This window comes from Aphanothece hegewaldii CCALA 016 (assembly GCF_003007785.1).
Taxonomy (GTDB): Bacteria; Cyanobacteriota; Cyanobacteriia; order Cyanobacteriales; family Microcystaceae; genus Chroococcus; species Chroococcus hegewaldii.
On record NZ_PXOH01000057.1, the window covers coordinates 1 to 12,106 of the forward strand.

General features: G+C 40.7%; 13 protein-coding genes and 1 pseudogene. 11 read left to right on the plus strand and 3 right to left on the minus strand.

What is annotated here, in order from left to right; genetic code table 11:
* Positions 1-1,323: DUF3991 and toprim domain-containing protein (locus C7H19_RS23935; protein WP_219907737.1), on the plus strand; the 1,323-nt coding region annotated here is incomplete at its 5' end.
* Positions 1,324-1,661: 338 nt separating this feature from the next.
* A complete protein-coding gene (locus C7H19_RS23940) occupies positions 1,662-2,159 on the plus strand; it encodes a MarR family transcriptional regulator (protein ID WP_106459425.1) in 498 nt (165 codons plus the stop codon).
* 116 nt (positions 2,160-2,275) lie between these two features.
* On the opposite strand, the gene C7H19_RS23950 is transcribed toward C7H19_RS23940, so the two are convergent.
* On the minus strand, positions 2,276-2,791 hold the full coding sequence (locus tag C7H19_RS23950; RefSeq protein WP_106459436.1) for a GNAT family protein: 516 nt from the start codon (positions 2,789-2,791) through the stop codon (positions 2,276-2,278).
* Positions 2,792-2,794: 3 nt separating this feature from the next.
* Positions 2,795-3,070: a type II toxin -antitoxin system TacA 1-like antitoxin gene (locus C7H19_RS23955; protein WP_106459426.1), complete on the minus strand. Its 276-nt coding sequence runs from the start codon at positions 3,068-3,070 to the stop codon at positions 2,795-2,797.
* A gap of 173 nt (positions 3,071-3,243) precedes the next feature.
* Between C7H19_RS23955 and C7H19_RS23960 the strand changes: the two genes are divergently transcribed.
* Both C7H19_RS23960 and C7H19_RS27310 read left to right on the plus strand, forming a co-directional pair.
* Positions 3,244-3,828 (plus strand): tyrosine-type recombinase/integrase, encoded by a 585-nt coding sequence (locus tag C7H19_RS23960; RefSeq protein WP_106459427.1) that lies wholly within the window; start codon positions 3,244-3,246, stop codon positions 3,826-3,828.
* Between the two features lie 54 nt (positions 3,829-3,882).
* Positions 3,883-4,104, plus strand: coding sequence for a replication/maintenance protein RepL (locus C7H19_RS27310; RefSeq protein WP_181280727.1), 222 nt, complete (start codon positions 3,883-3,885; stop codon positions 4,102-4,104).
* A 264-nt stretch (positions 4,105-4,368) separates the two neighbouring features.
* On the opposite strand, the gene C7H19_RS23970 is transcribed toward C7H19_RS27310, so the two are convergent.
* On the minus strand, positions 4,369-6,021 hold the full coding sequence (locus C7H19_RS23970) for an RNA-directed DNA polymerase (RefSeq protein WP_219907738.1): 1,653 nt from the start codon (positions 6,019-6,021) through the stop codon (positions 4,369-4,371).
* 460 nt (positions 6,022-6,481) lie between these two features.
* Here C7H19_RS23970 and C7H19_RS23975 point away from each other — a divergent pair, with 460 nt between their 5' ends.
* The 7 genes and pseudogenes from C7H19_RS23975 to C7H19_RS24000 all read left to right on the plus strand — a co-directional run.
* A complete protein-coding gene (locus C7H19_RS23975; RefSeq protein WP_106459430.1) occupies positions 6,482-7,246 on the plus strand; it encodes a ParA family protein in 765 nt (254 codons plus the stop codon).
* 11 nt (positions 7,247-7,257) lie between these two features.
* Positions 7,258-7,866, plus strand: a complete 609-nt coding sequence (locus C7H19_RS23980) for a hypothetical protein (protein WP_106459431.1) — start codon at positions 7,258-7,260, stop codon at positions 7,864-7,866.
* A 221-nt stretch (positions 7,867-8,087) separates the two neighbouring features.
* Complete coding sequence (locus C7H19_RS26000) at positions 8,088-8,240, plus strand: hypothetical protein (RefSeq protein ID WP_181280728.1); 153 nt, start codon at positions 8,088-8,090, stop codon at positions 8,238-8,240.
* A gap of 508 nt (positions 8,241-8,748) precedes the next feature.
* Complete coding sequence (locus C7H19_RS23985; RefSeq protein ID WP_106459432.1) at positions 8,749-9,795, plus strand: hypothetical protein; 1,047 nt, start codon at positions 8,749-8,751, stop codon at positions 9,793-9,795.
* A gap of 251 nt (positions 9,796-10,046) precedes the next feature.
* Positions 10,047-10,286, plus strand: coding sequence for a hypothetical protein (locus C7H19_RS23990; protein ID WP_106459433.1), 240 nt, complete (start codon positions 10,047-10,049; stop codon positions 10,284-10,286).
* Between the two features lie 230 nt (positions 10,287-10,516).
* Positions 10,517-10,885 carry a MobC family plasmid mobilization relaxosome protein gene (locus C7H19_RS23995; RefSeq protein WP_106459434.1) on the plus strand — a complete coding sequence of 123 codons (369 nt, stop codon included), beginning with the start codon at positions 10,517-10,519 and terminating at the stop codon, positions 10,883-10,885.
* A pseudogene (locus C7H19_RS24000) lies at positions 10,875-12,106 on the plus strand (relaxase/mobilization nuclease domain-containing protein); the annotation flags it as partial. The gene C7H19_RS23995 and the pseudogene C7H19_RS24000, both read left to right, overlap by 11 nt.

Below are 12,106 nucleotides of genomic sequence, written 5' to 3' on the forward strand. Positions count from 1 at the left end.
CATCATTCCCCCCAACTCCCCACTGAGTCAACAAACTCAATGGAAATGCAACAGCAAACCCTGTCTCAAACTCTAGAACAAGAAAATGACCGACCTCGAAAAACAACTACTCCAGACCTTCAAAGACTTCATCACTCAATACGAACTCGACAAGAAGAAACAGAACGAACTTATCGAAAACTGGCTATTGAAACAGGAACATTCCAGACAGAAACAGAACGAACAAATCAAGAACTTCATCAACAATCAGAACAAACAAATCAACGACTTAACCAACTCCATCAAATCCTTGAGCAAGAGAATCGAAGAATTAGAGAAAGCCTACGAAGACATCCTGAACGTCTTAGAAGAATAAAAATGAAACAAGCTTCTGAATTAGAAACCTTTAAAACCCAAATCAATTTAGTCGAATATGCACAAACTCAAGGATATGAAATTGATCTCAAAAAATCGAGTCAAAATTGCATCGTTCTCAAAGATCATTTAGGAGACAAAATCTTAATCGGAGTCGATCAAAAGGACGGACATTACTTCTACTCCTCCGTCAAAGATGATAGAGACAAAGGTTCAATTATCGACTTTATTCAAAAAAGACGATCGCTCAATCTAGGAGAAGTCAGAAAAGAACTTAGACCCTGGGTAGAAGGCAGCTACACCGCAACTTACAAACATTCTGAAGCTGCTCCTAAACCCAAACCCACAACAAAAGACCGACACAAAATCATCGCTCAATTTGACTCGATGAAGGAGATCGCCAATCATGTCTACCTCAACGCCAGAGGAATCAATCGAGACACCATCGAGAGCGATCGCTTTAATGGAACGATTTACACCGACAGCCGTAACAATGTCATTTTCCCCCACCGAGATCGAGAGGGGATCTGTGGTTACGAAATCCGCAACCAGCAATTTAAGGGCTTTTCAGAAGGCGGGACTAAAGGCTTATGGCATTCGACGGCCACAACAGAAGACAAACGCCTCGTCATCTGTGAAAGTCCGATTGACTGCCTCAGTTATTACCGATTCTTTGATGACGGCCAGACTCGTTACTTTGCTACAGGAGGAACGCTATCAGAAAACCAAAAAGACCTCATTCGAGGAGCCTTTGAAAAGATCCACAAACAAGGGGGTCAAATCGTCATTGCTACAGATCGTGATGAGGCGGGTGAAAAACTTGCCCTAGAACTAGCTAAATTTGCCCCTGAAGGCTCTCAAATCTCTAGAGAGGTACCAGACTATCAAAAAGACTGGAACGAGGCTCTAATCGTCGCTCTTGTTGAGCAGCAGAAAACAAGGGAACGGAGTCGGGGGCCAGAATTGTAAGCCTTAACGGATGAACCTTGTAGCCACTTCTTTCCCATCTGCCCAAAATAAATCTCTGGTTCCTGTTGGGTGGCCTTTGAATGATCAGGTCAATTGATTGAAGGAAATCGTCGCTTCTTTCGCGTCGCTTTCAAAACCTCATTACCCCCGCGCTGATCCGCCCCCAAGGGGCTGCGCCAATCGTCAAAGTGCGCTCGCACTTTGAGTAGTACATTTGCTCATTTCAACAAAGACATAAGGCCTTTTCTAGAACTCTTATTCTGTAAAGGTTACAGATCAAGATAGTTATCAATATGATAACTTAGTTATCATATTGATAACTATCACTCAGAGAACTTATGCAACGTAAAAAAATAGCATCCGTAGATCAGGATACTGGTGAAGTGTTAGAAGGAGTAATCGTTTATTGTGGAGTTAAGCAGAATCCGTATGGCAAGGGTTGGATAATGACTAGCCAAGATGCACTAGAACTTTTAGCTGCTGATGATGATTTAACTAAAGAAGCCTTTAGGGTTCTAATGTTTCTTATGGCTCGTCTTGACTTTGAGAACTGGATTCAAGTTACTCAACAGGAAATATCTGAGAAAATAAGTATTAAAAAGTCGAATGTATCAAGAGCTATTTCACTTTTAGAAAAAAAGGGAATTATTTTAAGAGGCCCGAAAGTTGGACGGTCTTACGCTTTTAGATTAAACCCTTATTTTGGCTGGAAAGGTAAAGTTAAAAACCTTGATGATTATCGGCAGAAGGAAAACGAGGCTCAATCTAAAGCAATGCTTAAAAAAGCCAAACTTAGTCTAATCACCCCAGAAAACGGAACCGAGCCAGAAACCTAAAAATGGGCTTTTCAACGGCGAAACTCATGTTTGCTTCCCAATCTGAGATCGTTAATCCTTCGACTCGACTGAATTTATTAACATTATGAATGACTAAAATCAAGTCATTTTAATCTCTACCCAGAAAACATCAAAGCAATGGTTGCCATTGGTAGGTAAAGTCGTCGGGGCAGGTCGGGGAAAGGAATGAACTGATGATGTTGGTAAAAAGCACTCGCCTTCTCATCAATCGCATCAACCACCACTGCATAAGAGGCGATCTCACTCCTGAGACTACGCCCGAAGGCATCGAACAGCAAGAAATTTCCCAATCCTTGACCTTGGTAGCGTTCATCGATGGCCAGCCTTCCTAGCAACGTAGCAGGAATAACAGGATATCTAGGCAACTTCTTCACCAGTTGAGGCGGTAAATCCTGTAACTCGATGGCGGTGGCGCAGAGGGTGTAGTAGCCAGCAATACGCTTGTTCTCTAAATCCTGTAGAACAAAAGGAGCAGCAACGCGACGGCGCAAATCTTGCCCCGCAATTTGGAGTAGGTAGCGGTCAAGGGATTCTATGCCACAGTTAAATCTATCGCGATCATGTTGGGCATTCAACGGTTCAATAGCATAGGCAAAGGTCGGAGCAGCCACCAACTAAAACCCCATGCTACGTTTGTATTCAAGAGCAGCAAGACGCATCTTAGGGCTAGGGGATGGCGGATTGAGCAGGGATTCAACAAAAGCCATACTGTCTTGGAGGCTGAGTTTAATCAGGGGAAGATCCTCTTGTTCTTGCGCGTCGAGAGTGACCAACTCGACAGGCTGATAGACCACGACTAGATCAAGTTCAAGATTAGCCAGTTCTACAGGGACTTCCAACCTTAAGATCCCATCGGCATCGACACGGGAGCGTAATTTGATACTTTGCATAATTCATTCCTTCAACTGGCTATAAACAAATCTTATCAAATGTGCCAAAAAACCCTAAAAAACCCCCTCGACTGATAAGAAAAACTAAATTCGCCTAGCTAGACTAACGAACGATTAAGGGTTTTTGAGGGTTACACTATCTTACTTTAATTTGTTAGCGTAAACTAAAACCTATGAAAGTCAATCGTTTCGGACGGGCTGAAATCCTCACCGCCCAACAAATATCTTTGCTTTTTAACGAGGGCTTTGTCAATCCAAGAGACAAAGCTTTATTTGGAATTTGTTTGTATGCCGCCGCCCGCATCAATGAAGTCTGCACCCTGTTTTATGCCGATGCGATCGGTCTTAAGGGGGTCAGAGATAAATTAGTAATCCGTTGTTTTAACACCAAAGGAAAGCAGGAGACGAGAGAAATCGATATTCATCCTCGGTTACGGCAGTATTTGGATGATTATCGAATTTCAGCCCCGTCGTTAGATAAATACAACCCTCACCTATTTCCTGGCAGACATGGCAGGGGTCATATTCACAAAGCGAGTGCAGACCGAATTTTACGCGAAGCTTGTTTGAGGTTGGAGATTGAAGGGGTGAGTACGCATTCATTTAGGAGAACGGCTCTAACGTGGATGAGTGATGCAGGTGTTCCACTAAGGCATATTCAAGCGATTTCTGGCCATCGCACCCTAGCCGCTCTTGAAAGGTATTTAGGGGTGACGGATAAGCAGAAACAACGGGCGATCTCTACTTTGGATTTTTGAGGGGCGGATGGGAAGGAAGATTTCTTTTCCCATCTGCCCAAAGGGGGGTCGGGGGTGAGTAAGGCGACCGTTGTCAGAACTCTCCAAGCACTTGAAAAACATAACATTGTCAAGCGTAAAACAGGTGTTGTTATGCTTAACCCCAATGTGATCTTTAAAGGAGGCTACGGAAAAAGAATGAACGTCCTTATGCGCTATCACAGTTTGTTCTCCGAGGAGTCAACCGACCGTACAGAAATTGAAATGACCTTAATGAGCGAGTCAAGCCAAAGTTAATCAGGTTTACCTATTAGCCAACTGAGCCATTTAACTTGCTAACAAGTTAACTTAATGTCTTGTTAGTAAGTTTACCACTGATAAATACTAATAGATTATTGACATAACTGTAATTTCTTCCACCCTGAAGGCACAAGCGGGTGTGGCCATCTAACGGTGCGGTTGAGCGGCTACGAGTAACTTTGAGTCCCACCAGCAGCTTACCGAATTGTTAGGCAAATTAAGCAAAGTAGCTATTTAACAATTTGAGACTAAACAAGATTTCTAGTAAAGAGTTACCACATCAGTTATAGCTAAATTAGCATCTGAAGTATACTCCTCAACCGATGGTATTGTCTCTTCTTTTGGCTCAGGTGCTTCTTTGCTATCACTTGCTCCAGATTTTTTATTGATCTCAATTTTTTCAAGCTGCTGATTTTCAGCGTAAAATTCAATATCCTCTTTAGATAACAAGTTGAAATATTCATTGGAAGAAAGTAAACCTGGATCAGGCGGTTTTAACCATCCTTTTTTTACGGACTCATAAGTTAGAAGCCATTTTTCATCAAATAATGAGCTACTTGTAAGATCTAATTCTACACTTGAAATATCTAAGCTTCCAGAAATCAATCCACAGTTTCTCATATCCAATACTATTAGTACAGAAATAGGATCGCCAGAGGCAATAACCTTTTCAGCTATACAAACATCAAGATTTATCTTAAAACTTCTTAAAAGCCAAAGTGACCAGGACACTTCAAATGAATGAGCTTTAAAGCAATGGATAAGTATAATTTCTTGAGCCAGTTTTTCAACCCTATCTTTAGAAACATATGATTCATTGCTGATGAGAATTTTAACAACTTCAGGAAGAGTAGACGGCTCACTAAGCGCAGACTTAAGCAATAAAGATTCAAAAACTCTCCAATTTTCGGGTAAAATTTCTATGTACTCTAGACGTTTTACAGCATACTTTAGAACAGAGTCATTTGGATGCTTTTGAGCAGATTCAAAAGCTAAACTAAAATAACGATATAAATCCGTAGCCTGACTAGTTTTACCATCTCTAAACTCAAATCTACTTAAAAATATTGACCAAGAACTTTCAAATGGGGCTGGAAACCGTTCTATTCTAGTTTTTTCTTCATTAATGTCAAGATGATAGGCGGCAAGTATTGATTGCAAGCACTTTAGAGTTTTTTCTGCTTTGGCATAATCAGAAAAGAATAAAAAATAATCATCATAATATCTCGCGCCATTCAAATCACCAATTTTGCTGATTAATTCTTCATCAATTTTGCAAGCAATTATTTCTGAGATGATTAATGATGTATCAGGCCCAATCGGAATTCCCATTGTTTGTCCCGACTGAGTATTCCGTACATCTCGATCTAAAATATTGCCAAGAAGTGAATAATCATCCCTATTTTCTTTTGCCGTGGTTTTGCCGTGAATCGCCCATGGAATAATATGAGTATAAATGGTTGGATAATATCTAGATATATCAGTTCTCATTAAACTGAGATGAGCATAGGAGTTGAGAATACATCCCTCTTTAAATTCTTTATAATTTCTTCTATTTTTCACAGATCTACTTCCCTTTGTATCAACAACAGGTCTACTTGTACTCAAAGGAGAGCAGAGATATATCTTTTCAATTTCGCTCCAATTTTTACATATTGAATCCGATAAAATTGATTGATGCAATGGATTTGGAAGAGAAATTTGTCTTCTTGAAAATCCAACTTTAGGAATTGAGAAGCTTAAGCATCTAGAATCCCTATAAACTTTTTTGTCAGACCTTGAAAGAGCATTAAAAATAGAAGCCCATAGCGAATTAATGGATGAATATTTATGAGCCAACTTTTGGCTAGTGAAGGGCGGTGGTAGTTCTTTGGGGAAATATCCTTTTCCAAGCAAATCTTCAACTTTCAACATAACAACGCTCATCTACAAAATCTTTAAAGAAGAAGCTGCCTAACGAACTAGCTCAACCGCAGCCGCTATGCGTCACGGTTAGCTTTTCTTACCGCCTTCGGCTGTCGGTTGCACCGAAGTGTTGGTGTGGCTGGCTATAATCTTAATATTCCCAAGCAGTAACATTTAATTTCAGCCAGAACAACTAGTTATGACGTTTGAGTAGCAACTGACTCAAATCCCGTTATTAGATGAAAACTTTCTGTAGATTATTCCAATACGGACGGATATCTATAATTTTTCTGAATATCACTCCATCTAATTGGTCTTTGAAACATAAAAGTTTATTCACTCTTCTGTTCATCAAATGTCCTAACATTTCTCATTTGCCCAAACAATCTATTAATATAGGAATATAACTTGTCAACCAGTCAACTTAATAACTGTCTGACAAGTTTACAACTCATAAAGTAGACAAGCTATGATTATCGCTCTTGTCAACCAAAAAGGTGGGGTTGCTAAAACCACATCATCCATCTGCTTAGGAGGAATCCTGGCAGAAACCGCCCTTTGTCTCGTTGTTGACCTCGATCCTCAAGGCAACCTAACCACTGGCTTAGGTTTGAACCTCGATGACAGCGAAGACGACCAACCCACCATCTACGAAGTTCTCAAAGAAGAAGCCACCGTCGAAGAAGCTATAGTTCGTACCAAGCTTACTCAACTTGACCTGCTACCCGCCGATATTTACTTGGCTAACGGAGAACCCGAACTGATTGGCAAAGTCGGTAGCTCCTACATTCTTTCTGAGAGACTTGCCCCTGTTAAAGACAAATACGCCCACATCTTAATTGATTGTCCCCCATCGTTGGGAATTTTAACCGTCAACGCCCTCACCTGTGCCGATGCTGTCTTAATTCCCGTCCAGTGTCAATTTTTTGCCCTCAAAGGATTAGCTTCTCTCCTAGACACGATTCAAGCCGTACAGAAGCGACTCAACCCAAACTTAAAGATTTTAGGAGTCATCCCCACGATGGCCGATAACACCGTCATGTGCAGAGATGTCCTCGACTCCCTAGCCAAACGAATGCAGGATTTAACTACTATCTTCGAGCCTGTACCTAAATCGGTTAAGTTTGCCGAATCGAACCTAGCGGGAGAACCGATTCACCTCTACGCCGCTAAAGATCCCAAACTCTCAGAGCCTTACAGAGCCATAGCCCAAAAAATTTTATCTACTAACTAGGAGAAAGACTAATGCCCAGACGAGCCAGAATCAGTGATAATGACCCTCTTAACAAAACCGAGAAAGTTTTAGAACGATTTGAACAAATTAGCCAGCCAGCCAGTGAACCTGTTGAACAGTTAACAAGTCAACAAGACCATACACCAGAGCAGCCTGAAAGCTCAGAAGCTGAACCGTTAACCACTCAACCCGCTACAGAAGAAGTCGATGAACAACCTAGTATCTTAGAAAGTGAGCCTGTTATAAATATAACAAGTCAAAAAGATGACAAGAAAACAAGTAGAACCCTTTCCCGTTCACAAGACAGCAAGTTAACCACTCAACAAGTAGAACAGCCAACCTCTACTAAAACCGAAGACTCAACTAGCTATCAAGTTGAAAAGCCAACAAGTCAAAAAGAAGACTTACCAGCAGTAGAACTTAAGAAAGCTACTTTCCAGCTTGATAAGGCAGTGTTGACTAAACTGGAGAAATTTGTCCTTAGCCTTCAATTGGAACTCGGTAAGGAGAACGCACCTTATAAAGAGGTCATCGTAGAGGAGGCAATAGAGCGTCTTCTAAACAATGACCCATCTAAAATTCTTAAGGCTCTGGAGCGACGGCAGAAAAGAAGAAAATAGGCAGCGAAGCGGCAGAGTCTTTTAAGCTGTCAAAATTTCATTGGTCAGTCTAACCTATCTCTATCGCAGGTACAGCTTACCGTCTAACTCATTAAACCTTCTTTTGGGCTTCGGGGAAAGAAGTTAACCTGATCGCCACTCAACTAGCTAACTTCTCAATAAGTCAACAAGTTATTAAGCTGACTCACCCATTAACCTGGGGTAAACATGGCGAAGCTGTTATGAAATGCAATCAAGGAAGTCAACTTGTTAGCTGGTTATGTTTAGTTATCCCGCCACTGACCCTGAGCGGGTTACAGTGGGGGCATCCTGCCAACATTTTTGGTGAAGGCACTATTTTAGAAATCTATCGACTAGCAACCATAACTGATTAATAGTAATTAGCATGGCGGCCAAGAGTTGTACAGTTGGCAACATCATGGAAATATGTTCGGCCATTTTTATCACCTCCTTAAGGATCTTTAAACTTCTAAGAAATAATAGAAGTCTCCTCAATATGGAAAGTGAGCATTGACTGTGACTTAAGTATTTCTAGTTTTCTAAAAACCCCAAACCTTTATCAACTCCTACCTGCTTCTCTATTTTTTAATCAAGAGCTAAAGCAAGGAAAGGTGTCACAGACGGCAAAGTATTGTTTAGTGATTTAGAAGCCGATGAAACAAGCAAAGCTCCTTTTGGGCAGATGGGAAAGAAGTCACTCCATTAACAAGCTATTAAGTCAACAAGTTAACTTGTTAACTTACTAACCTAATGACTTCCTAAAAAGTATTCCTTTCCCATCTGCCCATTCTCACAAATCGCTACAGCTATTCAACAACTAGTTAAGTGGCAGCTTGTTCTTGGGTATCCTTACTAAGCAAGAGTTAAGAGGTAAAACAAAAAATGGCACCATTTATATTCCCAGATGAAAAGCTAAAAAAACTCAGCGAAGAGGGTTACCAGCTATACCAGCTAGCAACACAGAGTTGCGATGCTCAGGATTGGTACAAAGCGGGTGACAAGTACGACGTTACTTATACAGGTTTGTGGGGTGATGTTCTTTTTTCTGGTGTTCAATTTGGGACAACTCAGTTCGTGATGACCGGACTAGCCCTATCACTTCCCTTTCTAAGCAAAGAAGAGGAAAAAGAAATGTTTGAAAAGAGTTTATTAGCAAAAAGAGAGATGCTTGTTGTAAGTTGCGAATTCTACCTTAAAGCAATTGAGATTGAGCCAAACCACTTTTATGCAAATCTTCAGCTTGCTACCGCACTCACAGCAGCCTTACAAGTAATTCCTGGATGCCTCTACTGGTCGAAAGCTTTGCAACTCAGGCAAGCTGATGCTTTGAGAGCTTTAACTGCTGACTCAATGGCTAAGTTTCATAGAGGAATTGCGACTCACTTAGTTATTCTGGATCTTAAGGATAATCAGGCTAAAATGCAAGCTGCAGTTAGTAAAGTACAGTCTAACTTTACCTTTTTGGAGCAAATGAGAGTAGCTACAGATTTGCTTAGATCTAGCCCATATATTAGGAGTCGTATCGAGAAATTTGGGCTTTCAGAGCAAAAAATACCAGAAAATCACTCAAGTTTAAAAAATTCTAGTCCGACAGATATATTGACACCATCTGGCGAATTAAAAATTAATGAATATCTAAGATCAGCTAATGGAAAATACACATTAATTATGCAATCCGATGGCAATTTAGTTCTTTATTCTTCTAACTTAGCATTATGGTGTTCTAATACAACAGGGTTAGGAGGAGAAAAAGTTGTTATGCAACTCGATGGCAATTTAGTTCTTTATAGCTCTAGAAAAGCAATATGGAATTCCCAAACAAGCAAACGCTTAAATTCGTTTTTAAAAGTTCAAGATGACGGCAATGTAGTTATATATGAAAATAATCTTATACCAATATGGTGTACAAATACTGCTCAAAATGATTAAAAATAACTCCATATGTGGTCATAATTAAAAAAATAATCTCAGTTTTTAGCTTGGTCGGGGGAAAACTAGCGAAGCTCCTATTGACGAATTCAAAAAAGGCTCCAAAAAACATTCCTCAAATAAATGACTGCTCTACAACGAGAGCTTTATTATTAATAGCTAAATCCAATTCAATGATCTAAATCACAGACATTACCTAAAAATCAAGCTACTATTTTAATTAGACTTGTCTAATCTTTAGGGAATAATTAATGTTTGCTAGAATTACTGATTCTCAAGGCAATCCAATTACCAATGTTCACTGGCAGATAATTAATCAGTCGGGTATCTCCATAGATCAATTTATTGATGATAATAAAAATGTTTATTATCAAAGACCTCATAATTTAGAAATAGATGGGATGCTGATTTTCTCTAATATTTCAAGTCAAGCTCGAAAATTTTATCAACAAGACGTAAAAGTTTTGATGGGAAGGACAAATAATTTCTAGTAGAGATATTTTTATCTAACTATTATATCACTATCATCTTTAAATAATTACCTTTAACAGAAAAGGCAACAGCATCCACCACGCTAAGTTTTTCATCCCTGATTTTTTTTATTAGCCAGCATACCCCGCTAATATACAAAAACCCTTCACTTCGTTTATAATTAGGGCGGGGACTGGTTAGGGGGTACCCCCCTAAAACCCCCTTTGGGCAGATGGGAAAAGAAATGAAGATGGCTGAAAAACTTGACACCTCACTATTAATTCGATTAAGCAAAGCCGAGAAATCCGCGTGGCAAGAAAAAGCGATTCTCGCGGGAATGCCCCTGGCTTCTCTAGTCCGTCAAGCGATGAAAAAAGCTACCATTTCCAAACATTTAGATCGCTCCCTTTTTCAAGAAAGAACCTGTCAAATTCGACGCATCGGCATCAACCTAAACCAAATCGCTAAATGGGCAAATACTTACAAAACAACCGCCTCAGCCATCGAAATCATTGAAGCCCTAAGAGAAATCGAAAACGCCCTCAATCAACTAACAAGTGAAAAGCCAACTTCTTTCCCATCTGCCCAAAAAAACGGAGGTGATGAAGATGTTAGTTAAATTCTTCAACGGAGGTCAAGGAAAAGGCTGCGGAATCGTTGATTATTTAACCCGTTCTACAGATGGAAAAGGAGTCAAACGAGAACCCTTACCCGAAGTCTTAAAAGGCGACCCAGAGCAAATCGTTCAAATCATTGATTCACTTGACTTTAAATGCAAATATCAAACAGGAGTCATCAGCTTTGCCCCCGAAGACGCACCCACTTCTAAACAGCAGCAAGCCTTAATCGATTCATTTGAGAAAACCGCCTTTGCAGGTCTTGAACCCGACCAATACGACATCCTTTGGGTTAAACACAGCCACACAAGCGGCGGTCGCGTTGAACTGCATTTTGTCACCCCCAGAGTCGAACTCAGCACAGGTAAAAGTTTAAACATCGCTCCCCCAGGCTGGCAGAATTATTTCTGCCACTGGCGCGATTATTGGAACTACAGTCAAGGATGGGCCAGACCCGACGACCCAAACCGAGCCAGACTTTACCAACCTGGTTATCACGCCCTCATTGGTGCTCAAAACCAACGACTCGAACAAGCAGGACTCGCCACCATTAGCCGAGACGACTATCGAAAAGTCATCCATAATTACATCGAAGAAAACATCAAACTAGGGCGCATCCAAAACCGAGAAGACATCATCAAAACCCTACAGGATGCCAACTTTCAAATCACTCGAACGGGAGAGGACTACCTGACAGTCTATAGAGAGGGTTTAAACCAACGTATCCGTTTAAAAGGGGGAATTTATGACGCATCTTGGCGACTTGAATCGAGAACTCCAGCAGAAATTGGAAAACGAGAGGAAGCAGATTCAAGAACTACACAGCAGCGAATTAACCAAGCTCAAACAGAACTTGGAAATCGAATGTCAAAACGTGCTGAATACTTTCAGCACCGCTACCCAACTCATCAAAGAGAAATCACAGAATCAACTCAAGTGGTATCTAGCTCTACCTGGAGCAACGATTATCAGCCTCTTAATCGGTTTCTTCGTTGGCAATTGGGCGATGACGCAATACTTAGCTCATCAAGCCAACCAGATAACCAGCCAACAAGCCGAGAGCCAGCGACAACAGAAAACCCTAGAACTCCTCAAGAACAAGACCTGGGGAATCGAACTCTATCAGAACAGCAAAGGCAAATTCATCATCATTCCCCCCAACTCCCCACTGAGTCAACAAACTCAATGGAAATGCAACAGCAAACCCTGTCTCAAACTCTAGA